Origin of the sequence: Bradyrhizobium sp. CW1, from assembly GCF_023100665.1 — a bacterium.
GTDB lineage: Bacteria > Pseudomonadota > Alphaproteobacteria > Rhizobiales > Xanthobacteraceae > Bradyrhizobium > Bradyrhizobium canariense_D.
Map to the genome: position 1 here is coordinate 2,364,647 of NZ_CP064684.1, position 23,467 is coordinate 2,388,113.

Consider the following 23,467-nt stretch of genomic DNA (forward strand, 5'->3'; position numbering starts at 1 on the left):
TTCGAACAGAAGTTGCGGTTCCTATGCAGCGTCGCTCAGCCCGGATGTTGAAGGGAGCGGCAGGCGGGAATGACCGCCGTTCGCAGTCAGCCAGCGGTGAGCAAAGAACAACGCGGCGCCGGTATAGAGTAGGCCCATGGGCACCCACATCAGGATGCCGGCGAGCTGCTGGTCCTCGAGTGCCGAGAGGCCGAATTCCCCGGCGAGGGCGCCCTGGCCTGGGATCCACAGCCGCGGCGACACGGTCAGCAGAGCTCCGAGCACGCCGGAATGCAAAATGGTGATGAAAAGGCACGCGACAGCGATGCCGTCGCGAATTCGAGTGCTACGGCCCTGACCGCGGCCATGCAGCAGCACCCACCAGAACAACAGCGCAGTCGCGAAGAAGCTGATGTGCTGGAGACGATGGATCGCCGTATTCTCGAGCGCCCACGCATATAAAGGCGGTGCATGCCAGACCCAGAGCGCTGCGCCGTGCAGGATGGTCGCGCTCATGGGGTGGCTTACAAAACGCCAGGGCCACGCCAATATCGGCAGATCGAGCATGCGGCCTGCCGCCGGGCGAAGCCGGGCCGGCAGGCTCCACAGCAGAGGACCATTGATCCGGGCGAACGCCATCAGCGGTGCCGCGACCACCATCAGCAGTTCGTGCTCGACCATGTGCGCGGTGAACAGACGCTCGCCGAGCCAGTGCAGCGGCGAGGTCACGGCAAGTGCGGCCACCAGCCATCCGGTCCAGAACGCGGCCACCTGGCGGAAGCTGACGCCACGGCCACCACCTGCATGATGCCAGAGCCGCTGCGTTCCGACATAGAAGCCGATACCGACGGCATAGAGCGGGGCCATGAGCCAGGGATCGTAGCTCCACAGCGAACCGGGATCGACATCCGATAGTCCGTGCGCATCGGCCGGCGCCGCGAGCAGCGCGAGCAGCAGTGCTGCAAAGCTCAGCGCAGGCATGGGCTGATCATGAGCGAGGCGGCGAACTGGTTCGCAATCACCAGCGCAAATAACACGCCGGAGCCGACGCCGAGCCAGGCCATGAACGTTCGTGGTCCGCCACCCCGCGCATCGGCCCATTCAGCCCCCGCGCCGCGCCGAACGGCGCGGGCCGAAATGACAGTGCCTGCCAGCGCGACGACAGCCAGAACCGCGCTCATGATCGCGCCGCTGAGCCTGGTCTGTTCGCAGGAGAAGTGCGCGAGCACGTAGACGCCCTGCAAGTTGATACCCCACGCGATGGGCCCGAGCGCAACGCCGGCCCAATAAAGCAGTCTGGAATGTCGATCGGCTGCGGTCATAGGCGTGGCACCCAATCGAGCAAGACATAGAGCGGCAGCCAGGCGAGCACGACGAAGTTCCAATAGAACACGTTGTCGGTCACGTCGCTGAACCGGCGCGGTTTCGCATGGCGCGTGAACATCAATACCGCCAGCACGACCGTGTCGCCGACATCGGTGGCAAGGTGGGTCGTGTGCAGCCCCAGAATGAGCCAAACAATGGAGCCGTAAGCTGAATTGTCCCAGCGGGTGTTGAGATGCGCGAACTCGAAGCCGCGCAGCACCAGCAGGGCAATGCCGATCAGGGCCATCACGATGAGTCCGGTCCGCACCTTCGCGAGATCCTGCCGGTGTGCGGCGCGGTTGGTGATCTCGTTCGGGATGATGCTCAGCAGATAGACCACGACTTCGGCTGTGCCTGGCCAGAGATCGGGCGGCGAGGCGCCGATCGGCCAGCTTGGGTTGACGGCGTAGAGATAGAGATAGGCACCGATGGCAATGGCAAAGCCCATACCTTCCAGCGCCATGAAGCCCATCGCGCCCCACCACGGTCCGCTGCGCGGGCCGTAGCCGTAAGTCGGCAGTTCAGCGACATTGCGGACGATGGTCTGTCTCACTCCTCGTCCTCCTTGCTGCCGCTCGGCCAGAACCAGCCGATCAAGGTGACGGCCATCGGCGGCGTGCCCCAGAGCACCGCCCAGGGCGTGAAGATCGAGCCGATGAAGAACACGGTCGTTGCGATAGCTGTGAGCAGTGGCCAGATGCTGGGTTCGGGCGAAGCCTCGCGGATCTGCGGCTCGGCTTCCGCGAGCGACGTCAGCAGGACCTCGCGCCGCTCGGCGCTCAGACCCGCGACCACGGGCAGGCTCTCGCTATCGGCCCACAGCGGATCGCGGTGCTTGACCACCGGAATGCGGTCGAAATTCTGCGGCGGGGGCGGCGATGACGTCGCCCATTCCAGCGTGGAGGCATCCCAGGGATTGTCGCCTGCGAGCGCGCCCTTACGCAAGCTGTAGACCACATTGACCAAAAGCAACGCGAAGCTGAGCGCGAAAATGAGAGCACCACCGCTGGACACGAGATTCAGGTGCGCCCAGTCCATGTCGGCGGTGTAGGTGTAGACCCGGCGCGGCATTCCGATCAGCCCGAGGATGTGCATCGGGAAGAAGGCGACGTTGAAGCCGATGAAGGCGAGCCAGAAATTCCAGCGCCCGAGTCGCTCGCTGAGCATGCGGCCGGCGATCTTGGGAAACCAGTAGTAGACCGCGCCGACCAGCGGGAACACAGCGCCGCCGATCAGGACATAATGGAAGTGGGCGACGACGAAATAGGTGTCGTGCACCTGGGTGTCGATCGGGACCGAGGCGACCATGACGCCGGACAGCCCGCCGAGCACGAAGATCACGATGAAGCCGATCACGAACAACAGCGGGGTCCGGTAGACCGGACGCCCGTCCCAGAGCGTTGCCAGCCAGCAGAAGATCTGCAGCCCGCTCGGCACCGCGATCAGCATACTGGAGGCTGTGAACAGGGCCGCGCCGAGTTGGGGCAGGCCCGTGACGAACATGTGGTGGACCCAGAGACCGAACGACAGGAAGCCGGTCGCGATCAACGAGAGGATCACCACGGGATAGCCGATCACCGGCCGTCGTGCGAACGTCGCGAGGATCGCCGAGACCATTCCCGTGCCCGGGATGAAGATGATGTAGACCTCGGGATGGCCGAAGAACCAGAACAGATGCTGCCAGAGCAGGGGATGTCCGCCCGAGGAGGAATCATAGAAGCGCGTGTTGACGAGGCGATCCAGGATCAGTGACGTCGATGCGACCATGATCGAGGGCATCGCGAACATCACAAGGAAGCTCGTCACCAGCATGGCCCAGACGAACAGGGGAATGCGGTCGAGCGTCATGCCGGGCGCGCGGAGCTTGAACACGGTCACGATGATTTCCACGGAGACGGCGAGCGCCGCGACCTCGGTGAAGGTGATCATTTGCGCCCAGACATCCGGGCGCTTTGTCGGCGTAAATTGCAGCGAGGAGAGCGGGACATAGGCAAACCAGCCAACGTCGGGGCCGACATTCAGCGCAAAGGAAATCCAGAGAAAGCAGCCGCCGAACAGAAACATCCAATAGCTGAAGGCGTTCAGTCGCGGAAAGGCGATGTTCCGCGTGCCGACCATCAACGGCACCAGATAAACGGCGAACGCCTCCATGACCGGCACGGCGAACAGGAACATCATCGTCGAGCCGTGCATCGTGAAGACCTGATTGTACTTGTCGGCGGAGAGAAACGTCTTCTCCGGCCCGGCCAGCTGAATGCGCATCAGGACCGCGAGGAGGCCGCCGAGGAGCAGGAATACGAACGCCGTGATGATGTAGCGGCGGCCGACCACCTTGTGGTCGACCGACGTCAGCGCGCCCATCCAGCCGGACGGCGTGCGCCACACTTTCTCCAGCTGTGTGGAAAGTCGAAGGCCGTTCAGGACGTCGTCCCGCAACTCATTTGGTTCAGCGGCGATGCTCACTTGAGCTGCTCCAGATAATGAATGATGGCGATCATTTCATCCGATTGCAGCGGCATCCTCGGCATGAGATTGCCGGGCTTGATGTGCTGGGGATCGGCGATCCAGGCGCCGAGCGTGGCCGAATTATTCGGCAACGTTCCCGCCGCGATGGTCGTGCGGCTGCCGATATGCGTGAGATCCGGGCCGAGCTGCCCGCCGGCCAGCGTGCCGCTAATGTTGTGGCACAAGGCGCATCCGCGCGCCCGGAACAGAGCCTCGCCCTGCTTGCCGAGCGGATCGGCAGGGCTGTTGGCGCTCTGGTTTTCATGGTGGCGCCAGCGGCCGAACTCGTCGGGTGACATCGCGATCACGGCAAATGCCATGTGGGCGTGCTGGATCCCGCAGAACTCGGCGCATTGCCCGCGATAGATGCCCGCGTTCTTCGCCGTGAATTGCAGCTCGTTCTTCTGCCCGGGGATCAAGTCCATTTTGCCGGTCAGGCTCGGCACCCAGAAGCTGTGGATCACGTCCGCCGATTCCAGCTCGACCTTCACCGGCTGGCCGGTCGGGATCCGGATCTCGTTGGCCGTCACGAAACTCTGCTGCGGACTGTCGGCCTCATAGCGGACCTCCCACCACCATTGGTGGCCGATGATCTTGAGGATGTGGGCTTTCTCGTCCTTGGCAAAGACGGTACGTTGTCCGGCATAGCTCACGAAGGAGAGACCGAGCACGACGGCGGTGGTCGCAATCCCAAGCGCGAGGATGACGCGCCCGGAGCATTCCTCGAAGGCTTGGTGAAGGTCAAGCGGCCGATCAGCCGAACGTTTTCGCCGCATCATTCCGATGCAGAGCGCGATCACGACGGCGGTCCAGACGACCGCCGACACAGCGAGGAAGATGAACAGCGTGTGCAAGATCTGGTCGGATTGCAGCCCTTGCGGATCGAGCGCCGATTGCCGGCCCGCACACGCCGTGAGCGGCCAGATCGTGCACAACACCAGAACCCTTCGCACCCAGACCTGCATTGACGCCTTGTCGCACTCCGCTTCACAGGCGGAACCGGGCAGGCCTACAAAGGTTCCTATCCGCTAATCGGAGCGATGGGCCGAAGAGGGATGTCCGACATCAATCATCGGGCTAGAATGGCCAGCCCTTCACGGCGATCACGATCGCCGCATCGCCAGCGGCCATCAGCAACAGGACGGCGAGACTGGCGATGATTGCGCCCGGCTGGGCAAGCACGCGCAACTCTCCGAGCATGTGTCGGCTCCAAAAAGCAGCAATGCCGCGATGACCCTGAGGGTTCCTGCGGACACGCCGGGCGTTGACGTGCGAGCGCCGGAACGAAGGCCCGAGATCGCGCGTTCCTGCGACGAATTGAGGGTTCACGTGCCGCGCTATCGTTTTGATCTGGTCGACTCCGAGACCGTCGCCGACGAGGGAGGAGCTGAATTGCCCGACGACATCGTGGCGCTGGACGTTGCCGAGGAGATCGCGAAGAGGCTCCTTGCGGAGCGTCCCGAACTCAGGAATCGTCATTTTTCCATCCTGGTCACGAACCAGCAGGGTGAGGAGATCGGGAAAGTGCCACTGGATGTCCTGCACTGAAGTCGCGGCCTGACATGGCGTTGAGGATCGGAGTGATCTCGGATACGCACGGCCTTCTCAGACCTGAGGCCGGACGCCGTCTTGCAGGGGTGTCGCATATCCTCCACGCTGGTGATATCGGCGCGCCGGAGGTTCTGGAGAGGCTTTGCCGAATAGCGCCCGTCACCGCCATCAGGGGAAACGTCGATGTCGGCAGTTGGGCGAGGCGCTATCCCGAAACCGAAACAGTGCACCTCGGCGCTCGTTGTTTCTACCTCCTTCACGATCTCAAGGCGCTCGCCATCGACCCCGCGGCAACCGGTGTGAACGTGGTGATATCAGGACATTCGCATCGGGTGCAGGTCAACACGATCAACGGAGTGCTTTTCCTGAATCCTGGAAGCGCCGGTCCAAGGCGATTCAACCTGCCGATCACGCTGGCAACGCTCGATCTCGATGAGGGCGGCGACCTGCGGCCCACCATCCATGAGCTCGACGCGTGAACGAAGCGCATGCGTAGCAGCTAGTGGGTATTCGACTTTTGCCATCGCTCCAGATCAATCGGGGGACGCTTTGGGTCGATCTGCTCCTTCTCGGGATTTCCCTGCCAAGGCTGGTCCGTCTGCCGGTGGGTTGGCAAATCCGTCTGCTGTCGCGGATCGTCGACCGGTGTTTCTCTCGGGTCGTTTTCAGGCGCTTTCGCTTTCGGCATAACTTGTCCTCTCTGCGATCTGTCGGTGTGGTGGCACGCGATCAACGTACGCCAGCGATCCCGCCATCATCAGCTTCCGGGTGCCGTCCTTCTCCGTTTCCCGCGATAGAGCCTGGACCATGAACAAAAAGCCTTCCGTATGAACTGCGGGGTCAACACGGGCAGGAATCGTTCGTTCCTAGGGGCATGCATCAGCATCGATCAGGAACGACCGCCGCCCCATCTCATTGCCAGCGCATGAGGTCGCGAGACCGAAACAAGGAGCATGCAATGTCCAAATTGCCCCCCATACCGCCAGAGCAGCGCAGCGACAAGGGACCCGGATCTGATCCCAGGATCGAGACGGATGAAAGAGTCCCCGACCGCGAGAACTTCGACACCCAGGGTCGTCACGGCAACATCAAGCAGAACACGACAAACCAAGGCTACCAGCAGGACCGATGAATGCCACACAAGAACTCAGACAGTGAACGCTTCGGTGGTCCGGGCTCCTCGCGGCAGGATCGCAAGCACCCCGAAAAGGGAGGTCGCGAGCATGAGCGCCCTGCGCCCGGAACGGCTACCAACGACCGCAAATCACACGTCTCGGGAGGCGGTGGTGAGCGCGATCAACATCACACGCACGACGATCGTGAGAGGAGCTGAGCAATGGCTAAGACAACTTCGAGCTTGATGCTGATCGCGTTCCTGGCGACCGCGTCGATAGGGGCCGCCTCGGCGCAGAGTGGCGGTGGCGGCGGTTCGGGAGGATCGGGCGGAGCAAGCGCGAGCAGCACGAGCGGCGGCACCGGCGGTGCCACAAGCCCTGGGTCGGCAGGCCTTGGGTCTGCAGGAGCTACAAACCAGACGGGCGGTGCATCGCCCAGCCTGGGCAATCCAGGCGACGCGGCCGCGGCTTCGCGTGGCACGACGGCTACCGGCACGAACACCGCTGGAACGGCCCAATCGAGCGGTGGCGGGCCGCGAGGATCGACCACCGTCGGGCGGGCCGGCAATCCCGCAGGGGGGACCAGCAGCGGACGGATTGACGGAACTGCGACACCCGGTCCGTCGATCCCGGGCGACGCCGAAATACGCTCGGAGAACTCTCAGGATTCCCACGTCGATCGAAAGATCAAGAGCATCTGCAAAGGCTGTTAGATCGGCGATCAGGACGCCGGGTTTTCCGGCGTCCAATCGAGGTCGTCCTCGCTTCGAGGTTCGGGGTCGGGCGAGCAGGGCTTGATCTTCAGGTCATCCTCGAGCCTGGGCTGACCCCCGCCGCTTTCGACCAGACCGGCGTCTTCGGCCTTTTTCAGGGTTTCCTCTTTGGTTGAAAACGTCCGGCTCAGTTTTTCGCCGTCCTTGAACAGGGCATACGCCATATTGGCTCCTCGCGATTGGAATCATCGAAGACTTTGACGTGGGCGGACACACACGGCCACCGTCGCGCCTTTGTCGCTTGGTGAAGCTCTAGCCGACTTCCCTGAGATTGCTCAGGATCGCCAGGTGACGCTGAATGATCGGCGGCGACATCTATGCGACCTGCTGTTCGCCGGGGTGCCATCTGATCGCAAATACGACGTGGAATCTCCAATGTTGGATTCACAAGACGCTGCGACCGTTTCGAACGTTCCTATCGCCGCCGTAAGCAGCCGGGCGATGCTCCACCTGATGTCGGCATCCTGGCACGAGCCCGCAGGTTAACGCAGGTTATTGGCACGGGAAGTGCGTCATGATCATAGGAACGGCAGCACTGAGGACGGTTTGTCCATCATCCAGATGCCGACCGGCGCACGAGCAAAATCATGCAACACAGAAATTCACGCAGCTTTCCGATTTCCGCGGGCGTCCTTCTCGGGCTTGGTCTGGGCGGGTTTTTTGACGGCATCGTGTTTCATCAGCTGCTGCAATGGCATCATATGTTAAGCGGCTGGTATCCGCTCAACTCCATCGACAACGTCAAGCTCAACACGACCTGGGACGGCATCTTCCACAGCGCCGCCTATGTTGTTGTGCTCCTCGGCCTGTATGTGCTGTGGCAACGGGCGCGCGGGTCTGACATCCACTGGTCGCGCGGCCAGTGTCTCGGCGCGGTGTTGCTCGGTTGGGGCATCTTCAATCTGGTTGAAGGCGTGGTTGACCATGAGGTGTTCAAGCTGCACCAGGTGAATGAGACCGTGCCTCACGAGCAGCGCATCTTCTGGGACATCGGCTTCCTGCTATGGGGTGCGGCCATGTTGGTCATCGGCGCCGCCATGACACGCGCCGGCACGCAAGGGAGGGTCCATGCGGAAAGCAGTCTACAGCCTCGCTAGAGAGACCTCGCCAGCTCTGGTCTATGCCATTTTTATATTGCTGCTGATGCTCGCTACAGCACCGGCCTTTCGCATCGTGCTGTTGGGTGTGTCGCTGGATGATCTTCTGCAACTACGCTGCTTCAATCCCGGCTGATGCGCGGTTATCACGCCTCATGTCTTCCCGGAGGTAACATGGTCGAGTTCAGGCTTCCGAAACACTCCCGCGTCGAAAAGGGAAGGATCTGGCCCAAGCCGGACAGCAAATCGTTGCGCGAATTCCAGGTCTATCGCTGGAATCCCGACGACGGACGCAATCCCCGGCTCGACACCTACTTCGTCGATATGAGCGATTGCGGGCCCATGGTTCTGGATGGTCTGATCTGGATCAAGAACAACATCGACTCCACGCTGACATTCAGGCGGTCCTGCCGCGAAGGCGTGTGCGGCTCCTGCTCGATGAATGTCGCCGGCCAGAACACGCTCGCCTGCACCAAGTCCATGAGCGAGGACGTTCCGAACGGCGAGCCGCTGCGCGTGCTGCCCTTGCCGCATCAGCCAGTGGTCAAGGACCTCGTTCCCGACCTGACGAATTTCTACGCACAGCTCGCATTGATCGAACCTTGGCTGCAAACCGTGTCACCCACACCACCGAAGGAATGGCGACAGAGCCATGAGGATCGGGCCAAGCTCGACGGGCTCTACGAGTGCATCCTCTGCGCCTGCTGCTCGACATCTTGTCCAAGCTACTGGTGGAATTCCGAGCGTTTCCTCGGCCCAGCGGCCCTGATCCAGGCGGCCCGCTGGGTCAATGACAGTCGCGACGAGGCGACGGGCGAGCGCCTCGACAAGCTCGAAGACCCCTTCAGGATTTATCGCTGTCACACCATCCTCAACTGCGCGAAGGCGTGTCCCAAGGGCTTGAATCCGGGCGAAGCCATTTCCGGATTGCGCCTCAAGATGGTCGAACGGAAGTTCTGATCGGGGACGGACACTCGCGCATAAAGGAACGATGGCTGCGGGGTAGGCTTATCGACCAAACTGGAGGCGCCTGATGGGCAAGAAACAATTCGCCGCGTTGCCGTTCATGCTGAACAATTCCGAATTGCGCGTGATGCTGATCACGACCAGGCGCAAGCGCAGGTGGAGTGTCCCGAAGGGATCGCCGATGCGCAAGACGGAGCCGCACCGTACGGCTGCGCTCGAGGCGTACGAGGAGGCCGGTCTCGTCGGCGTCACCGCAAAGCGCGCGCTGGGCTCCTTCAAGCATCGCAAGCGGAAGGGTGATCGCAAGCGGACCATGAACGTTGCCGTCTTTCCCATGAGGGTCCACGGGCAGGAGCGCTGGTGGCCGGAAAAGGGAGAGCGTGAAGCAATCTGGGTCTCGCCGAAGACGGCGGGCCGTCTGGTGCACAAGGCGCAGCTTCGTCGTCTAATCGCCCGCTTCGCGGCGCAGACGGAGAAGACCGCCCCCTCACCGCTGAGCGATGGCATGGCTCCAGGAACCCGCGTCTCGTCCAGTTATTCAAGGTAGATGAACCAGCAACCGACCGGACTCGCATTCGAGGAGCGACCGCCTCATGAGGTCTTGGCCGCGGCGATCAAGCGACGCTGCGCGATCCTGTTCGTCGGCGCCGGCGTCTCGATGGCTGTCGGCCTGCCGTCCTGGCAATCTCTGATCGACCATCTGCTGGATGACCTTGGACTTGAGCGCGACGTGATCGCTGGGATGCACGGCGGCTATCAGATGCTGGCGGAGTACTACCGGCTGAAGCGCGGCGGAATCGGCCCGCTCCGCAGCTGGCTCGACCGCAACTGGCGCGTCGACCCGGACAGGATCGCGGCCTCACGGCTCCACCGGCTGATCGTGGAGCTCGATTTTCCGACCATTTACACCACGAACTACGACCGCAACCTCGAGACGGCCTTCGAGGTCCTGGAAAAGCCCTATGCCAAGATCAGCAACGCAAAGGACATTGCAAGCGCCCGTTCCGGCGTCACGCACATCATCAAATTTCATGGCGACTTCGACGACGATGCCTCGCTCGTCTTGACCGAGACCGACTTCCTCAACCGGCTCGCGTTCGACTCGCCACTCGATATCCGGTTTCGCGCCGATGCCTTGGGCAGCACGCTGCTTTTCATCGGATACAGCATGTCCGATCCCAACATTCGGCTCCTGCTGCATCGGATTTGGCAGAGTTGGGATGAGTCCGGGCACCGCCAGGACCGACCGAGGTCCTTCGCGTTCGTCACGCAGCGCAATCCGGTGCAGGAGGCTGTATTGGCGAACTGGGGCATCACCACCATAGCGTCGCCTGACGGCGTCAGCCCAGATGATGGTGTCAGCCAGTTTTTGCTGGACATCCGCCGGCGTATCGAGCGAGAGAGCTAAAGCGGTCCCTGGCGCGCCTTGAGCGTTTGCTCTGCTGCCGCGGGGCCGCTCGGCTCAGCGGCGGGATCGGTCAGAAGGAGGATCGATGACCAGTCTGCACCTGGGCCGGTCACCGATATCCCCTATATCGCCGTGCATAGGCATAGCGAGGATTGACGCCGCAATAGGCGTGCGTTCCCGATGCAGTCGCCATGCACTGAGCGTAACTGGCGAACTGGCAGTTGCCCGGATAGCCCCAGACGCGGCCCTGAAGGCAGTAGCGGTCTTGTGCGACGGCCGCCGTTGGGGAGCCGAGGCCCGTCACGAGCGCGAGAGAGGCGGCGGCCAGGAGCAATCGATGCTTCATGGAAATCTCCATTTCAACATTGAACGTGCCTCGTGAAGCGGCGTTCCAAGTGCAACGTTTACCGACTCCTCTAATTGCGACCTGAACGCGATGCGGCCCCGGCGAGGAGAGGATCTCACCGAGGCCGCTCTCATGCGCGCAACAGCAAGGGCGCGCTTTGGAGGATTGCTAACCGCGAACCGCTAGCGACGCGGCGTGGCGCCGTTGGACGGTGGGGTCGTTTCGTTGCGCATGCCGGAAGGACTGGAAGCACCTTGTCCGCCCCGCTCGACATGGGTGATGCCGCCGCCGCCGCCGGTTCCGCCTGAGCCGCCATCTCCAGCTCCAGCACCGCCTGCGCCTGCGCCGCCAGCCCCGGCACCAGCGCCCGCGCCGCCGCCAGCACCGCCTCCGGCCCCACCACCGGCGCCGCCTGCGCCACCACCGGCGCCACCGCCAGCACCTTGCGCGAACGCTGCGCCGACTGAAGCGCCTGCAAGCATTGCTGCCGTAAAGATCGTCAGGATTGTCTTACGCATCTGTCTTCTCCTTGAGGTTTCGATGTCGGATCAATCATGTGAAGCATCCACCGTTCCTAGCCGTGCAGCGTGATCAAGCTCTGTCGTCGACGACTCCGCGTCGATATTGCGAAGGCACGGCAACTTCGTCGAACCGTTGGGCGAGAGCATCGAGAGCCGCGCGCATCTGCGGCCCCTGCATGGCCGCGCCGTGCCCCGTGACGACGATCTCCGGAGCGAGTGCGGCAAGTGCGCGCACCGATGTCTTGGCGCTTCCCCAATCGGGGGTGAAATACATCGGGGGCCCGTGCATCTCCGGCGTTTGCGTCACTGCGGCGTAGACGGATTCCTGCCGCGTCGTGATGAAGGCATCGCCGGCAATCAGCACGCGGTCGCGTTCGCGCCAGAGCGAGATATGCCCTGGGGTATGGCCGGGGGTATGGATCCACTGCCATTCCGGCATGAAGGGCACGCTGTGATCACAGGGAAGATCATAAAGGCGCGATGCGACATCCACCGGCTTTGTCGGGAAGAGCGGAGAGAGCCGAGCGAGCAGCCCGCCACCGACGCTGGGATCGGCCGACGGATAGGATTGGCTTCCGTCCAGATAGGGATGCTCGGCCGCATGGGCATAAACCGGCACGTGCCATTCATTCCGTAGCGTTTCGAGCACGCCGACGTGATCGAAGTGCCCATGCGTCATGACAATGCAGGAAGGCCGGCCGTTTCCTCCAAACCGGGCTTTCGCGGCGGAGCGGATGGCGCCAGCCGATCCGGGAATGCCGGCGTCCACCAGCACCCAATTGCCGTCGCCGGCGTTTTCGAGGCCAACGAAAATCACGTTGACGATCGCGAGCTGACGATAGGCGACGTCAGCGACGATCTGCCGCGTGTTGTCATTGCGGTCGAGGTCGGATTGCGCGTGCTCCGCGTCGGCGGAAGAGGGAAGCGGGATCTGCGTCATGTCCATTCAAGTCCGAGTTGGTCAGCTCACTAGCGCTCGATTGTGCCGATCCGCCGGATCTTCCTCTGAAGCAGCATCACGCCGTACAGCAGCGCCTCCGCGGTCGGCGGGCAGCCGGGCACGTAGATGTCGACCGGCACGACACGATCGCAGCCGCGCACGACCGAATACGAATAGTGGTAGTAACCACCGCCATTAGCGCACGACCCCATCGAGATGACGTAGCGTGGCTCGGGCATCTGGTCGTAGATCTTGCGAAACGCCGGCGCCATCTTGTTGGTGAGCGTGCCCGCGACGATGATCACATCCGACTGGCGCGGCGATGCGCGCGGCGCGAAGCCGAAGCGTTCGGCGTCGTAGCGCGGCATCGACATCTGCATCATTTCGACCGCGCAGCAGGCGAGCCCGAACGTCATCCACATCAGCGACCCGGTTCGCGCCCAGGTGATCAGCTCCTCCGCGCTCGCCGTGAAGAAGCCCTTGTCCGCAAGATCGTCGCGGATCGTCATGAAGAACGGATCGGAAGTGTTGTCGGGCCGTCTCTCGCCCGGACGGCCAAGTGCAGGCCGGCCAAGCGGAGGGCTTGGGTTGCTAATTTGCGGAGAGCTGTTTGTCATTTTGTTCCTGAGCGCTGCGGCCGTTTGCCGATGCGACCACGCTCCGGAAACCCGTCGGCTGTATGCAGCGTTCCTGCGGCGGTAGAGGATTTGTGTTCTGTTATCGCAGGTTAGCCTCGGGTCCGGCGGCCGGAACCCAGCGTCGGCGTCACGGATCACTCTAGGAACGATCCACCGAAACTGCGGTTGGCGGCGACAAGGCCGGTGAAATGGAGGAACATGAAATGACGAACGCAGCCCGCGATACATTCGTGGTTGGATTACGCAATGCGCATGCGATGGAAGTGCAGGCGCGAGAGTTGATGGAACGTCAGTCGGAACGATTGGACGAATATCCCGAGGTCAAGGCCAAGGTTGCCGCCCACCTTCAGGAAACCAACGAGCAGCTGAAGCGGCTGGAGAGATGCCTGGAAGCCTGCGGGGAGAGCACCTCCAGCCTCAAGGATACGACGCAATCCATGATGGCGAACATGCAAGCCATGGCACACTCTGTCGCCGGCGACGAGATTCTCAAGAACACATTCGCCAACAATGCCTTCGAGAATTTCGAGATTGCTGCATACAAGTCTTTGCTCGCCCTCTGCGGCGCCGCTGGGTTCGCGGAGGCCAAGGAGCCTCTTGAGACGTCGCTGAAGGAGGAGCAGCGCATGGCCGCCTGGATCGACTCGAACGTCGAGAAGGTGACAATGGAATATCTGGCGCATCAGCGCCAGGCGGCCTGATCGCACTCCACACCCACCACGGCGAGACCGGCGGCTTCGGCCGCCGAGTCCGCCTGCGGTCATATCGGCTCGCAGGACCGGAACCCTCTTATCCACGTTTGGCTGTAATGGCGCACATCATTTTCAGCGACTACCGTAGTCCCGCTGCCGAACAGGCCTATGAGATCGCGTGGGACTTTCTGGCCCGCAGCGGGGCGATCCACGATGAGTTCGAGGCGTGCGTGTTTCTGGCCCAGCGCATCACCATGATGGTCGAGGAAGGCCAGGAAAACCGGATCCGGATGGCCAATCGCGCGATCTCCGAATACCAGTACCATCTCGAGAACTTCTGCAAGCGGGCCCGTGGCGCGGCTGCTACACGGGCTTGAGAGTTCGCGCGGGTTCCGCGCGTTCCTCGGCTCGTTCTGCCGTTTACTGCCCATCGGCGATCGTTAGCTGTCCGCGTGCCCCGGTACGTCCGCTCCTGCGCGGTGCAATGGCCGGAACAAGTGCCGGCGCTTCCCCGGCCATGCGCATGGCGAAATAGGCGATCGTCGCCTTGAGACCGTCTTTGAGCGCCACGCGCGGGCGCCATCCCAGCGCTCGAACGGCTGTGTCGATCACCGGTTTGCGGCGCTTTGGATCGTCCTTCGGCAACTCCTCGAATCGGAGCGGCGAGATTGACTCCGTATACGCCAGCACGTCCCGCGCAATAGCCTCGATGGTGACCTCGTGGGGATTGCCCAGATTGCACGGACCAGTAATCGAGGATGGACTCTCCATGAGCAGCTGGAGGCCGCGCACGAGATCGTCGACGAAGCAGAAGCTCCTGGTCTGCGTACCACCTCCATAGATCGTGATCGGCTCTCCGCGAAGCGCCTGCACGATGAAGTTGGAGACCACGCGTCCGTCATTCTCCAGCATACGGGGTCCGTAGGTGTTGAAGATGCGCGCGACCTTGATTTCGACGCCGTACATGCGATGGTAATCGAACATCAGCGTTTCCGCGGCCCGCTTGCCCTCGTCGTAGCAGGCCCGGGGCCCGATCGGATTGACGTTGCCGAGATAGGTTTCCGGCTGGGGATGCACTTCGGGATCGCCGTAGACCTCGCTGGTCGATGCCTGCAGCACCCGGGCGCCTTTCCGTTGCGCGAGCTCCAGCATGTTGATGGTGCCGAGCACGCAGGTCTTCATCGTGCCGACTGGATCCTTCTGGTAATGCCTGGGTGAGGCTGGGCAGGCAAGGCTGTAGATCCGGTCGATGTCGCCCTCGATCTCGATGGGATCGCGCACGTCGTGTTCGATGAAGCGAAAATTCGGATGATTGAGCAGCGGGCGGATGTTGTCGATCCTTCCCGTAAACAGGTTGTCGAGGCAGATCACGGTATGACCGCGCTGCAAAAGCGCATCGCAGAGGTGGGATCCGATGAAGCCGGCGCCGCCGGCCACCAGAACGGTGGGAGAGCGGCGGGACGCGTTGATGCGGGTCTGAACTGTCATGTGCTGCCTTTCAGATTTGAGCGACCTGCATGGGACGCGAGGCGGGAAGTTGCGGGGCTTTCCGGCGGCGGCGGACCGACGCCTCGGCGTAGTAGGTCTCGACTTGCCGGGCGCGGTGGTCGGAGGTGTGGTCAGCCAGAACGCGGCGCCGTGCGTTTTCCGCGATCGTGCGCCTTTGCTCCTCGGGCATGTCGCGCAGGATCTCCACGACGTCGCGGGGGCTCGATGCGAGCAGGATTTCCCGGGAAGGCTCGAAGACGGTCTCGATTCCAGGCCACCGGTCCGAGATGACGGGCGTGCCGCACGCGGCCGCTTCGAACAACCGAACGCTAGGCGAGAAGCCGAGCGCGCGCATGTCGGCGCGGGTGGCGTTTAGCGTAAAGCGTTGCTCTGCGTAAAATCCCGGATGATGTTTGGGCGTGAGGTGCTCGATCCGGGCGACATTGGCGGGCCAGACCACCTCATCGGGATATTGCGCGCCGGCGACGACGAATTGCTCGCGTGAGAGAGTGCGAGCAGGGGCGAGCAGCAGCTGCTCCAGAACCGGCTGCCGGTCCTCGCTGTAGGTTCCGAGATAGCCAAGTGCCCATTTCTTCTCCGCGCGTTGCGGCGCGTAGATGTCGGTGTCGGCACTGCAATACAGCACCCGAGCCAGCGGACTGCCATAGTTCTCCTCGATCATGCCGGGCACCGGGCCGCCGGCAAAGGACAGGTAAAGGTCGAAGCGCGGGATCATCGCCGCGGACAGATAGTTCAGGCCCTGCTCGAGCTTCGCAAGCGTGACAGGCGTGTCAATGTCGTAGAAGGCAGTAATCCCCCGGGCGTGGGTCGTGATCCATTCGGAGATCGCGATGCCGTCGGGCACGTAGGAGCCGATGACCACCAGATCGGCATCCCGGATCATCTTTCCGAAACGCTGCGGGATGTCCTTCAAGGATTGGTAAAGCTCGACAGTCCAACCGGAAGGCTTGGCAAGATCACGATGCTCGCGATACCAGGGGACGTCGCGTTCCAGAAACGTGACGTGGTGACCTCGTCGTGCCAGGGCTTCGATCAGGGCGCGATAGGTCGTGGCATGACCGTTGCCCCAGGACGAAGTAACCGAAAGACCGACGACGACGATGGTGAGGTTCATTCTGCTGCCTCGATTCGCGAACTGCTTGCGGCAAAGAGATCGTTGAACTGGCGGGCGCGCTGCCGGTAGGTGTGATGGCTCAGAATGCGCGCACGAGCGCGCGCTGCGATCGCCTGAGCCCGCTCGGGGCGCAGTGCGGCAAGATGCTCTGCGACCTCCGCCCCGCTCGCGGCCACCAGCACCTCGCGATCTGGCTCGAGAAAATGATCAATGCCGTCCCACTGGTCGGTGATCAGGCAGGCTCCGGCACCGATGGCCTCGAACACGCGCGTTGGCGGCGAGAAGCCGTAGCGCGCCATGCTGTCGCGATTGACGTTCAGCGTAGCCAGACCGGAGCCGAAGAACGCGTTGTGGTCGCCGGTCCCGACATGCCCGACCTTATGCAGATTGGATGGCGTGTCTTTGGAGTCCCACCCCGATCCACCGAGCACGAACGTTTTGTCGGGCAATTGGCGCGCGACGTCGAGAAAGAACCGCTCGACGCGCTGCTCGCGGTCCGGGAGGCGGTTTGCCAGCAAGCTCAGATCGCACGTGAAGTGTGGATTGGGCGGCGCCGGAAAGTGCGTGGCGGGGTCGAGCGCATTGTAGATCGGCACGCAGTCTCGCGCGCCGATGCCGCGATAAGCGGATACGACAGCATCGCCGCCGCCATAGGTCAAAACCATGTCGTAGGATCGGATCGCATGGCGCAGATGATGGTCTGGATTGTCCGCCACGGACTCCAGCGTCGCGGGGGCATCGACGTCCCAGTAGATGCGCATTGCATTCGACGGAATGTCGGCGACCGCGTTCTCCAGCTCCCGATCGAAGACGCCGACGCCGCTGGCTTTGACCAGCATGTCGGTCGAGCGGGCGGCTTCCTCAAGCGAGCTACGCCAGCCCTCGGGCGTCGCGGCGTAGACCACCACCTTCGCCCAGTCGGGATCGTCGATGTCGCGATGGGCCTGGCGCTCGAAGGCATCGGGCTCGAAGAATGTGACGTCGTGGCCGAGGGCCGCAATCTCCTTCAGCATGCCGCGGTAATAGGTGGCGGCACCGTTCCAGTAGGATGAGACGAGGCTGGATCCGAAGAAGCAGATCTTCATGCGGAGGCTCCGATGTATCGCAGGGGCTGTGTCGCGTGGCTTGAAGCCCTGAGGTCCTGCACGATGCCGACAAGCTGCTCCGCCCGGTGACGGCAGGTGTGACGCTCCTTGATCGCTCGGAGTCCAGTCTCCACCGTGGCTGACCATAATTCCCGGTCATCGAGGAGCGCACGAAGCGCCCGCTTCATTGCGGTGCCGTCGGAGGCGCTGAGATAGGCACCTTCCGGGAACAGGCCTTCCGCGTCCGACCAGGGGGCCGAGACCATTGGAATGCCGCACGCCATCGCCTCGAAGATGCGAATGGTCGGAATGCCCGGTAGCAAGCGGACATAGGGACCGCGGGGGACGTGGACAGTCGCGCGTGCGCCGGCGAAAGCGATGGGAGCCCAGTGTGCGGGCAGCCAGCCGCCATACCGAATGCCCCCCGCCTGAATGGTCGCGAGGGCTGCGTCCGAATAGCGGACGCCATAGACGCCCGCGCGCAGCTTCAGCTCGGCCACGGGTTCGACCAGAAATTCGTTGAGCTCGGCGCTGCGTTCGCCGTCGCCCCAATTGCCGATCCAGACGACATCGTCGGTGCGCTCGATATGCGGCAGCGGATGATACAGGGCGATGTCGGCCGCCTCGTGCCAGGTGAAGGCTCGGTCCGCCCAGCCGAGCTTCAGATATATTTGGCGAAGGACCTCGCCGAAGGCGAGCACACCGTCGAAGCCGTCGAGGTCGAACTGCGCGAGTTCGTCCGGTGCGCTGACGGCGCGATGATGGGTGTCGTGGAACAGCAACGTGAAGGGCGCGCCGTGAGCCCGTCTCGATCCGATGTCTGCGATCAGATCAGGCGAATTCCATTCGTGGACGATGACGAGATCGGCGCCGCGCAATGCCTCATCGAGATCAAGGGAGGCGTCGTAGCGGCGGATGCCGATGCCGGGAAACAGCGTTGGAATATCCTCCATCGTCTGACTGCCACCCTCGCGGATCGCATTCAATCGGCTCCAGCCGTCGATCGGCTCGAACACGACGACCTCATGACCGAGCGCGTGAAGTTCGCGGGCATAACCGCGCAGGAAATGGGCATTGCCGTTGTTCCAGCAGGAGGTGAACGCGTGATAGAATAGAACGCATTTCATGCGCGTACCTCCATGGGGGCAGGCGCGTGATGGACGGCAAGCAGCTCCTCGTAGAGGCTGAGATAGGCGCTCGTGGTTCGGGTCAGCGAGTAGGTCAGGGAATGCTCAAAGGCGGCACGTTGCAGCCTCACCCGCTCGCGATCGTCGGTGCACAGACCTGCGAGCGCTCGATGCAGCGCCTTGCTGTCGGTGGGATCGACGAAGAGCGCGGCCCCGCTCCACAATTCCCTGAAAGTCGGAATGTTGGACAGGACGAGAGCGCATCCCGCCGCCGCGGCTTCCAGAACGGAGAGGCCGAACGGCTCATAGAGCGCGGGGCTGGCGAAGATGCCGGCCTGCCGCAAATGCGCGCGCATGACTTCGTGAGGCAAATGCCCGAGCCAGGTGATGGAAGCCGAAGGGCACTCATCCGCCGGGCCCGCGACCTGAACGGGCCAGTCCAGCCCAGGCGCCGCGGCCGCCAGGACCTCGATGTTCTTGGCGCGGTCCCAGAGCCGGCCCGCCGCAAAGATCACGTCTTGCTTCCGTCCCGCAAAGCCCTGAGGGCCAATTCCATTCCAGATCACGATGCCGCGCGAGCGAGGCCGATAAATTTCCGCAATGTCATCGTGGAAGGACTGGCTGGGACAAACCCAGGCCTGTGCCGTGTCGAGTGCGGCCGTTACCCGTTCGGTGTAGCTGCGCCATTTCGGTTCGCGGAGCCAGCTCGTATCGTGGCAGGCGTGCCCCCAGGAGTTGACGCAGGAATGCGCGACGACCATCACAGGAGCGCGCCAGGCGAAGGCCGCCTCGCGAAAACTATTGAGGTGAACGACGTCAGGCACGATTCCGGCCTCGAGCTTCGCAAGGACGCGCCTGGCCTGGACCAGATCTTGGCCTTCCGGATCCTGCCATTCGAGTGCAAGGTCCGTTTCGATCAGGCGGACCCGCGAACCACGCAGCATCTCTAGCTGGCCGGCCTGCGCGCGCGGGCCCATCGTCACCAGGGTAACGTCGGCGCCCTTCGAAGCAAGGGACGAAGCTAGAGAAGACGAGTAGGTCCAGACGCCTCCGACAGTATCGGTCGTCATCAGGATTCTGAGCTGCGAGCTGCGGCTCATGATGCCACCTGCAGTTCGAGAGCCTCGAGCGGGACCGGGCGATCGTTCTGCACGTCGCTGAACTGGTCGAACATCGCGAGATAGTGCCGGTGTGCGCGCTCCCAGGCGAAATCGTCGGGCTCGCCCCACAGCTTTCGATAATCCGGCGACCCGGGATAGGGATACAGCGGGACCGGATCGTTGGCCCAGATGCCGGCATCCTGCATGGTGCGACGCCAGCGCTGCACGATGGGGTCATCGTCCTCGGGGACTTCGATCAAATTGGCCTGGACGAAAGGAACGTGACGGCGCGCTTCGACCAGCCGTTCGGCAAGCTGGTCGGTCGTCATCTTGCAGTTCTTGGCGAGCGCGGCGCGACCCTCGACGGTGAGGCTTTCGATGCCGGCTTCAATCGAGACGCAGCCGGCGCGGCCGAGCAGAGCCAGCATGTCCGGCTTCCAAAGGTCGATGCGGGTCTGCACCCCGAACTTCAGTCCGCGTGTGGTCAGCCCTTCCAGCAGCTCCGCGTTCGGAAGGAAAATCTCGTCGATGAAATAGACATATTCGATGCCTTGACGGCGCAGACCGTCGATCTCTTCGAGAACGATAAGGGGGGGCCGCTTGCGGTAGGCGTTGCGAAAGTTCTCCTTGGCGCAGAACGTGCAGTTGTACGGACATCCCCTGGATGATTCGACCTCGGCGCCTGGCGCCTGCGGCTCGGCTTCGAAGCGGTGATGGTGATGGTGGTGTCGCCGGATCATCTCCTCCGGCCAGTCGAGCGGCGGCTGATCCTTGAACGCGACGGCCTGCGGGCCGCCATTGACGCGGAGCGATGCGCCATCGGCAAAGCACAAGCCCGGAAAGTCCCGTTCGCCATTGGCTAGACGCAGCAAGGACGCCTCGCACTCGCCCATCACGACGATGTCGGTGCCGAGCTTTCGAAGCGCCGCCCTTGGCACGGTCGAGCCATGGGGACCCACCGCGATGAGGATCGGAGCCAAGTCGCGCACCGCCATCGCAAGCTCCTGCGGAACGCGGAGCTCGGGAGGGGCGCAGCGCCAGAACAGATAGGTCGGCGCTGTCGTGATGACGATCTGGTCGGGGCCGAACGCGCGCAGCTCGGCTTCGATCTCGGTGAGAGAAAGGTCAAACATGTGGGCGTCGAGCAGCAGCGTCTTGTGCCCGGCCGCCTTCAGGTAGTGCTCGGAGATCCCGAGTTCGAGCGGAAGGTGAGGCGATCGGCAGCCGAAATAGATGCTGCCGCCAAAGTCCCAGTTTGGGTTGATGAGGGCAACACGCGTCATGCGAGCGCCTCGCGGTTGTCTTGTGACGATCCGAACCGGCCGGCCAGCCAGGTGTGAAGGGATCGGAGTCCGTCTGCGAATGAAATCTGAGGTGCCCAGCCGAGCGCGCTGGAGAGCGCGCGCGTGTCGGTCACGTACCAGGGCTGATCGCCGGGCCTCCAATCGGCAAAGCGATAGGCCACCTTGCGGCCGGTCAGATCGGTGATGCGGTCGATCAATTCCAGCAGACTGATCGCGTTGGCCGGACCACCGCCGAGATTGAATACGCGCCCACGGGCGAGCGCGATGCCATCGAGCACGGCGAGCCAGGCCGCGGCCGCGTCGGAGACGTGAAGCGCATCGCGGACCTGATGGCCGTCGCCATAGATCGTCAGCTCTTTGCTGCGGATAGCGCTGAGCAGGAAATGCGCGATCCAACCCTGATCCTCGGTGCCGAATTGACGGGGCCCGTAGATGCAGCTCATGCGCATTACCACGGTCTGGAGGCCGTAGACCCGCGCATAGTCGTGGACGTATTGATCCGCCGTTCCCTTGGAGCATCCATAGGGGCTGTAAAAGTCGAGCGGCGCATTTTCCGAGATGCCGGCCGCCAGCAGGCCGCTTTTCGGCGTGTAGCGGCGGCCGGTGAGCGCGATGTCGCCATCATCGATCAGGCGTCCGTAGACCTTGTTGGTCGAGGCGAACACGATCGGTGCGGCGTTGTTGTGGAGGCGCACGGCTTCGAGCACGTTCAATGTGCCACGCGCATTGATCTCGAAATCGGCGGCCGGATCGCTCACGCTGTCGGTGACGGCGACCTGGGCGGCCAAGTGCAGCACGGCGCGGGCTTCGCGTACGGCGTCGATCACCGGGATCGGCTCGCGAATGTCGGCCACGGTGATTGTGACCCGGTCGCCATGCCGGGACTTCAGCCACTGCGCATTCTCCCGCACGCCGGTGCGGGCGAGGTTATCCAGGATCAGCACCGGCTCGCCGCGCTCCGCGAGGCGGTCGGCGAGGTTGCAGCCGATAAACCCGCAGCCGCCGGTGATCAGGACGGGTCTGTTGTCTCGTTCACTCATCACGCGACCAATCCTCGTTGCTGCAGCTCCTTGGTGGCTCGCTCCGCCTGATCGTCGGCGATCTGGTCGGCGAGATATTCCGCCAGCTCTTCGAGCCCGTCCCTGAATGCGACGCGAGGCTCGAAGCCGAGCACGTCGCGGGATTTTCCCATATCGGCGAAGCAGTGCCGGATGTCCCCGGCGCGATATTTCCGCGTCAGCTCGGGCGCAATGTCGCGGCGCCCCATGACTTCGGCCAGATCCTCCGCGACCGACAAAATGGTGCGACTCTGACCAGAGCCGACGTTGAAGACGTCCTGCGCATGCTCCGCCTCCAGCGCCATCCGGCAGGCGCGGGCGACGTCATGGACATGGACGAAGTCGCGGCGCTGCCGGCCATCCTCGAACACGAGGGGAGGACGGCCGTTGAGCAGCCGGGCGGCGAAGATGGCCAGTACGCCGGTATACGGATTGGACAGGGCCTGACGTGGCCCGAACGCATTGAAGAAGCGTAGCGCCACCGTCGGAATGCCATACGCCTTGCCTGTGATCAGGCACATGCGCTCCTGCGCATATTTGTTGAGCGCATAGATCGAGCTCAGCGAAGGCTGCTTTGTCTCCGGCGTAGGGACGGGATCGAGCGGGTTGCCAGCGGCATCGCGCAGCTCCCAATCGCCGCGGCGAAGCTGCTCGACCGCCCGCTCCTCGCAGGCGACCACGCTCTGATCGGCGCTCCGGTAAAGGCCCTCGCCGTAAATACTCATGGACGAGGCCACCACGAGCCGCGCGACCGGGCGCTTGGATAGTGCTTGCAACAGCACGGCGGTACCGAGCTCGTTGGTTCTGACGTAGGGTTCGATGTCATACATGCTCTGGCCGACGCCGACCGCTGATGCGAGATGCAGGACCATGTCGGTGCCGCGCAACGCATGATCGACCGCGAGAGCGTCGGTGACGTCACCGACGACGAGCTCCGCGTCTTTGGCAAGATAGGCGGGACGCTGGCGGTTGCCTCCGTGGACCTGCGGCGAGAGATTGTCGAGCAGGCGGACTTCGTAGCCGGCCGCGAGCAGCGCGTCCGCTGCATGCGATCCGATGAATCCCGCACCTCCAGTGATCAATACTCGCGTCATTCACCGCTCCGTGCCGCCGTAAGATCGATCCTGCGGGATCAATCCGTGATGAGAATGAAAGCGCGCTGCTGTTCTGGTCGAGCGACCGGCGCGCCAGTCACATTTGGAAGTAGAAGCGGTGCAAGGAATGTTCGTTCCTGCGAAACCTACAAACGAAAATTTCTCTAACCTGGATCAATA

31 protein-coding genes are annotated in these 23,467 nt (G+C 63.0%); 11 read left to right on the plus strand and 20 right to left on the minus strand.

Going from position 1 to position 23,467, the window contains the following annotated elements:
* Positions 1-21: 21 nt before the first annotated feature.
* The 6 genes from IVB54_RS11385 to IVB54_RS41440 all read right to left on the minus strand — a co-directional run bounded on the left by IVB54_RS11385 (position 22) and on the right by IVB54_RS41440 (position 5,049).
* Positions 22-960, minus strand: coding sequence for a cytochrome c oxidase assembly protein (locus tag IVB54_RS11385; RefSeq protein ID WP_018460400.1), 939 nt, complete (start codon positions 958-960; stop codon positions 22-24).
* Complete coding sequence (locus IVB54_RS11390; RefSeq protein WP_018460399.1) at positions 948-1,301, minus strand: hypothetical protein; 354 nt, start codon at positions 1,299-1,301, stop codon at positions 948-950. The genes IVB54_RS11385 and IVB54_RS11390 overlap by 13 nt, the downstream gene beginning before the upstream one ends.
* Entirely contained in the window at positions 1,298-1,897 is a 600-nt protein-coding gene (locus IVB54_RS11395; RefSeq protein ID WP_018460398.1) for a cytochrome c oxidase subunit 3, read from the minus strand. The genes IVB54_RS11390 and IVB54_RS11395 overlap by 4 nt, the downstream gene beginning before the upstream one ends.
* The gene (gene ctaD, locus IVB54_RS11400; protein ID WP_018460397.1) at positions 1,894-3,807 is read right to left on the minus strand and encodes a cytochrome c oxidase subunit I; all 1,914 of its coding nucleotides are present in this window, start codon (positions 3,805-3,807) and stop codon (positions 1,894-1,896) included. The genes IVB54_RS11395 and ctaD overlap by 4 nt, the downstream gene beginning before the upstream one ends.
* Complete coding sequence (coxB, locus tag IVB54_RS11405) at positions 3,804-4,814, minus strand: cytochrome c oxidase subunit II (protein ID WP_018460396.1); 1,011 nt, start codon at positions 4,812-4,814, stop codon at positions 3,804-3,806. Before coxB ends, ctaD begins: the two co-directional genes overlap by 4 nt.
* A gap of 112 nt (positions 4,815-4,926) precedes the next feature.
* A complete protein-coding gene (locus IVB54_RS41440; protein WP_018460395.1) occupies positions 4,927-5,049 on the minus strand; it encodes a hypothetical protein in 123 nt (40 codons plus the stop codon).
* Positions 5,050-5,178: 129 nt separating this feature from the next.
* On the opposite strand from IVB54_RS41440, the gene IVB54_RS11410 reads away from it, so the two are divergent.
* Together IVB54_RS11410 and IVB54_RS11415 are read left to right on the plus strand one after the other, a co-directional pair.
* Positions 5,179-5,397 carry a hypothetical protein gene (locus IVB54_RS11410; protein ID WP_247777218.1) on the plus strand — a complete coding sequence of 73 codons (219 nt, stop codon included), beginning with the start codon at positions 5,179-5,181 and terminating at the stop codon, positions 5,395-5,397.
* A 14-nt stretch (positions 5,398-5,411) separates the two neighbouring features.
* Complete coding sequence (locus IVB54_RS11415) at positions 5,412-5,879, plus strand: metallophosphoesterase family protein (protein ID WP_026234020.1); 468 nt, start codon at positions 5,412-5,414, stop codon at positions 5,877-5,879.
* Positions 5,880-5,899: 20 nt separating this feature from the next.
* Here the strand turns inward: IVB54_RS11415 and IVB54_RS11420 are convergent, their stop codons facing one another.
* Positions 5,900-6,088, minus strand: coding sequence for a hypothetical protein (locus IVB54_RS11420; RefSeq protein ID WP_083926604.1), 189 nt, complete (start codon positions 6,086-6,088; stop codon positions 5,900-5,902).
* A gap of 270 nt (positions 6,089-6,358) precedes the next feature.
* Between IVB54_RS11420 and IVB54_RS11425 the strand changes: the two genes are divergently transcribed.
* Positions 6,359-6,532, plus strand: coding sequence for a hypothetical protein (locus IVB54_RS11425; RefSeq protein WP_162847264.1), 174 nt, complete (start codon positions 6,359-6,361; stop codon positions 6,530-6,532).
* A complete protein-coding gene (locus IVB54_RS11430) occupies positions 6,533-6,733 on the plus strand; it encodes a hypothetical protein (protein ID WP_083926603.1) in 201 nt (66 codons plus the stop codon).
* Between the two features lie 503 nt (positions 6,734-7,236).
* Here the strand turns inward: IVB54_RS11430 and IVB54_RS11435 are convergent.
* Positions 7,237-7,452, minus strand: coding sequence for a hypothetical protein (locus tag IVB54_RS11435; protein ID WP_018460391.1), 216 nt, complete (start codon positions 7,450-7,452; stop codon positions 7,237-7,239).
* A 423-nt stretch (positions 7,453-7,875) separates the two neighbouring features.
* On the opposite strand from IVB54_RS11435, the gene IVB54_RS11440 reads away from it, so the two are divergent.
* From IVB54_RS11440 to IVB54_RS11460, 5 genes are all read left to right on the plus strand, one after another.
* Positions 7,876-8,385, plus strand: coding sequence for a DUF2243 domain-containing protein (locus tag IVB54_RS11440; protein WP_204511969.1), 510 nt, complete (start codon positions 7,876-7,878; stop codon positions 8,383-8,385).
* On the plus strand, positions 8,357-8,521 hold the full coding sequence (locus tag IVB54_RS11445; protein WP_157643156.1) for a hypothetical protein: 165 nt from the start codon (positions 8,357-8,359) through the stop codon (positions 8,519-8,521). Before IVB54_RS11440 ends, IVB54_RS11445 begins: the two co-directional genes overlap by 29 nt.
* 38 nt (positions 8,522-8,559) lie before the next feature.
* A complete protein-coding gene (locus IVB54_RS11450) occupies positions 8,560-9,345 on the plus strand; it encodes a succinate dehydrogenase iron-sulfur subunit (protein ID WP_018460386.1) in 786 nt (261 codons plus the stop codon).
* Between the two features lie 73 nt (positions 9,346-9,418).
* Entirely contained in the window at positions 9,419-9,898 is a 480-nt protein-coding gene (locus tag IVB54_RS11455) for an NUDIX hydrolase (RefSeq protein ID WP_018460385.1), read from the plus strand.
* Positions 9,899-10,759, plus strand: a complete 861-nt coding sequence (locus IVB54_RS11460) for an SIR2 family protein (RefSeq protein WP_018460384.1) — start codon at positions 9,899-9,901, stop codon at positions 10,757-10,759.
* A gap of 109 nt (positions 10,760-10,868) precedes the next feature.
* Here the strand turns inward: IVB54_RS11460 and IVB54_RS11465 are convergent, their stop codons facing one another.
* The 4 genes from IVB54_RS11465 to IVB54_RS11480 form a co-directional block, all read right to left on the minus strand.
* The gene (locus tag IVB54_RS11465; RefSeq protein WP_083926601.1) at positions 10,869-11,105 is read right to left on the minus strand and encodes a DUF3551 domain-containing protein; all 237 of its coding nucleotides are present in this window, start codon (positions 11,103-11,105) and stop codon (positions 10,869-10,871) included.
* A 182-nt stretch (positions 11,106-11,287) separates the two neighbouring features.
* A complete protein-coding gene (locus IVB54_RS11470) occupies positions 11,288-11,623 on the minus strand; it encodes a hypothetical protein (RefSeq protein WP_143273835.1) in 336 nt (111 codons plus the stop codon).
* A 73-nt stretch (positions 11,624-11,696) separates the two neighbouring features.
* Positions 11,697-12,566 (minus strand): MBL fold metallo-hydrolase, encoded by an 870-nt coding sequence (locus tag IVB54_RS11475; protein WP_026234018.1) that lies wholly within the window; start codon positions 12,564-12,566, stop codon positions 11,697-11,699.
* Between the two features lie 29 nt (positions 12,567-12,595).
* On the minus strand, positions 12,596-13,183 hold the full coding sequence (locus tag IVB54_RS11480; protein ID WP_088930861.1) for an NADH-quinone oxidoreductase subunit B: 588 nt from the start codon (positions 13,181-13,183) through the stop codon (positions 12,596-12,598).
* A gap of 224 nt (positions 13,184-13,407) precedes the next feature.
* On the opposite strand from IVB54_RS11480, the gene IVB54_RS11485 reads away from it, so the two are divergent.
* On the plus strand, positions 13,408-13,905 hold the full coding sequence (locus IVB54_RS11485) for a ferritin-like domain-containing protein (protein ID WP_026234016.1): 498 nt from the start codon (positions 13,408-13,410) through the stop codon (positions 13,903-13,905).
* Between the two features lie 107 nt (positions 13,906-14,012).
* Positions 14,013-14,273, plus strand: coding sequence for a hypothetical protein (locus tag IVB54_RS11490; protein ID WP_018460379.1), 261 nt, complete (start codon positions 14,013-14,015; stop codon positions 14,271-14,273).
* Positions 14,274-14,316: 43 nt separating this feature from the next.
* Here IVB54_RS11490 and IVB54_RS11495 read toward each other — a convergent pair whose 3' ends face one another.
* The 8 genes from IVB54_RS11495 to IVB54_RS11530 are packed head-to-tail and all read right to left on the minus strand — an operon-like array spanning position 14,317 to position 23,287.
* Positions 14,317-15,384, minus strand: coding sequence for a UDP-glucuronic acid decarboxylase family protein (locus tag IVB54_RS11495; RefSeq protein WP_018460378.1), 1,068 nt, complete (start codon positions 15,382-15,384; stop codon positions 14,317-14,319).
* Positions 15,385-15,394: 10 nt separating this feature from the next.
* Positions 15,395-16,519: a glycosyltransferase gene (locus IVB54_RS11500; protein WP_018460377.1), complete on the minus strand. Its 1,125-nt coding sequence runs from the start codon at positions 16,517-16,519 to the stop codon at positions 15,395-15,397.
* Entirely contained in the window at positions 16,516-17,604 is a 1,089-nt protein-coding gene (locus IVB54_RS11505) for a glycosyltransferase (RefSeq protein ID WP_204511967.1), read from the minus strand. The genes IVB54_RS11500 and IVB54_RS11505 overlap by 4 nt, the downstream gene beginning before the upstream one ends.
* Positions 17,601-18,731 carry a glycosyltransferase gene (locus IVB54_RS11510; protein WP_247777219.1) on the minus strand — a complete coding sequence of 377 codons (1,131 nt, stop codon included), beginning with the start codon at positions 18,729-18,731 and terminating at the stop codon, positions 17,601-17,603. The genes IVB54_RS11505 and IVB54_RS11510 overlap by 4 nt, the downstream gene beginning before the upstream one ends.
* A complete protein-coding gene (locus tag IVB54_RS11515; protein WP_018460374.1) occupies positions 18,728-19,831 on the minus strand; it encodes a glycosyltransferase family 4 protein in 1,104 nt (367 codons plus the stop codon). The genes IVB54_RS11510 and IVB54_RS11515 overlap by 4 nt, the downstream gene beginning before the upstream one ends.
* Positions 19,828-21,114 carry a TIGR04295 family B12-binding domain-containing radical SAM protein gene (locus IVB54_RS11520; protein ID WP_018460373.1) on the minus strand — a complete coding sequence of 429 codons (1,287 nt, stop codon included), beginning with the start codon at positions 21,112-21,114 and terminating at the stop codon, positions 19,828-19,830. The genes IVB54_RS11515 and IVB54_RS11520 overlap by 4 nt, the downstream gene beginning before the upstream one ends.
* On the minus strand, positions 21,111-22,175 hold the full coding sequence (locus tag IVB54_RS11525; protein WP_018460372.1) for a GDP-mannose 4,6-dehydratase: 1,065 nt from the start codon (positions 22,173-22,175) through the stop codon (positions 21,111-21,113). Before IVB54_RS11525 ends, IVB54_RS11520 begins: the two co-directional genes overlap by 4 nt.
* Positions 22,175-23,287, minus strand: coding sequence for an NAD-dependent epimerase/dehydratase family protein (locus IVB54_RS11530; protein ID WP_026234015.1), 1,113 nt, complete (start codon positions 23,285-23,287; stop codon positions 22,175-22,177). Before IVB54_RS11530 ends, IVB54_RS11525 begins: the two co-directional genes overlap by 1 nt.
* Between the last annotated feature and the right edge of the window lie 180 nt (positions 23,288-23,467).

Excerpts from the sequence above, each read along its gene's own strand:
- IVB54_RS11385 (WP_018460400.1), bottom strand. The coding sequence starts at position 960 with ATGCCTGCGCTGAGCTTTGCAGCACTGCTGCTCGCGCTGCTCGCGGCG.
- IVB54_RS11390 (WP_018460399.1), bottom strand. The coding sequence starts at position 1,301 with ATGACCGCAGCCGATCGACATTCCAGACTGCTTTATTGGGCCGGCGTT.
- coxB (WP_018460396.1), bottom strand. The coding sequence starts at position 4,814 with ATGCAGGTCTGGGTGCGAAGGGTTCTGGTGTTGTGCACGATCTGGCCG.
- IVB54_RS41440 (WP_018460395.1), bottom strand. The coding sequence starts at position 5,049 with ATGCTCGGAGAGTTGCGCGTGCTTGCCCAGCCGGGCGCAATCATCGCC.
- IVB54_RS11415 (WP_026234020.1), top strand. The coding sequence starts at position 5,412 with ATGGCGTTGAGGATCGGAGTGATCTCGGATACGCACGGCCTTCTCAGA.
- IVB54_RS11420 (WP_083926604.1), bottom strand. The coding sequence starts at position 6,088 with ATGCCGAAAGCGAAAGCGCCTGAAAACGACCCGAGAGAAACACCGGTC.
- IVB54_RS11425 (WP_162847264.1), top strand. The coding sequence starts at position 6,359 with ATGTCCAAATTGCCCCCCATACCGCCAGAGCAGCGCAGCGACAAGGGA.
- IVB54_RS11430 (WP_083926603.1), top strand. The coding sequence starts at position 6,533 with ATGCCACACAAGAACTCAGACAGTGAACGCTTCGGTGGTCCGGGCTCC.
- IVB54_RS11435 (WP_018460391.1), bottom strand. The coding sequence starts at position 7,452 with ATGGCGTATGCCCTGTTCAAGGACGGCGAAAAACTGAGCCGGACGTTT.
- IVB54_RS11440 (WP_204511969.1), top strand. The coding sequence starts at position 7,876 with ATGCAACACAGAAATTCACGCAGCTTTCCGATTTCCGCGGGCGTCCTT.
- IVB54_RS11445 (WP_157643156.1), top strand. The coding sequence starts at position 8,357 with ATGCGGAAAGCAGTCTACAGCCTCGCTAGAGAGACCTCGCCAGCTCTG.
- IVB54_RS11450 (WP_018460386.1), top strand. The coding sequence starts at position 8,560 with ATGGTCGAGTTCAGGCTTCCGAAACACTCCCGCGTCGAAAAGGGAAGG.
- IVB54_RS11455 (WP_018460385.1), top strand. The coding sequence starts at position 9,419 with ATGGGCAAGAAACAATTCGCCGCGTTGCCGTTCATGCTGAACAATTCC.
- IVB54_RS11460 (WP_018460384.1), top strand. The coding sequence starts at position 9,899 with ATGAACCAGCAACCGACCGGACTCGCATTCGAGGAGCGACCGCCTCAT.
- IVB54_RS11465 (WP_083926601.1), bottom strand. The coding sequence starts at position 11,105 with ATGAAGCATCGATTGCTCCTGGCCGCCGCCTCTCTCGCGCTCGTGACG.
- IVB54_RS11470 (WP_143273835.1), bottom strand. The coding sequence starts at position 11,623 with ATGCGTAAGACAATCCTGACGATCTTTACGGCAGCAATGCTTGCAGGC.
- IVB54_RS11475 (WP_026234018.1), bottom strand. The coding sequence starts at position 12,566 with ATGACGCAGATCCCGCTTCCCTCTTCCGCCGACGCGGAGCACGCGCAA.
- IVB54_RS11480 (WP_088930861.1), bottom strand. The coding sequence starts at position 13,183 with ATGACAAACAGCTCTCCGCAAATTAGCAACCCAAGCCCTCCGCTTGGC.
- IVB54_RS11485 (WP_026234016.1), top strand. The coding sequence starts at position 13,408 with ATGACGAACGCAGCCCGCGATACATTCGTGGTTGGATTACGCAATGCG.
- IVB54_RS11490 (WP_018460379.1), top strand. The coding sequence starts at position 14,013 with ATGGCGCACATCATTTTCAGCGACTACCGTAGTCCCGCTGCCGAACAG.
- IVB54_RS11495 (WP_018460378.1), bottom strand. The coding sequence starts at position 15,384 with ATGACAGTTCAGACCCGCATCAACGCGTCCCGCCGCTCTCCCACCGTT.
- IVB54_RS11500 (WP_018460377.1), bottom strand. The coding sequence starts at position 16,519 with ATGAACCTCACCATCGTCGTCGTCGGTCTTTCGGTTACTTCGTCCTGG.
- IVB54_RS11505 (WP_204511967.1), bottom strand. The coding sequence starts at position 17,604 with ATGAAGATCTGCTTCTTCGGATCCAGCCTCGTCTCATCCTACTGGAAC.
- IVB54_RS11510 (WP_247777219.1), bottom strand. The coding sequence starts at position 18,731 with ATGAAATGCGTTCTATTCTATCACGCGTTCACCTCCTGCTGGAACAAC.
- IVB54_RS11515 (WP_018460374.1), bottom strand. The coding sequence starts at position 19,831 with ATGAGCCGCAGCTCGCAGCTCAGAATCCTGATGACGACCGATACTGTC.
- IVB54_RS11520 (WP_018460373.1), bottom strand. The coding sequence starts at position 21,114 with ATGACGCGTGTTGCCCTCATCAACCCAAACTGGGACTTTGGCGGCAGC.
- IVB54_RS11525 (WP_018460372.1), bottom strand. The coding sequence starts at position 22,175 with ATGAGTGAACGAGACAACAGACCCGTCCTGATCACCGGCGGCTGCGGG.
- IVB54_RS11530 (WP_026234015.1), bottom strand. The coding sequence starts at position 23,287 with ATGACGCGAGTATTGATCACTGGAGGTGCGGGATTCATCGGATCGCAT.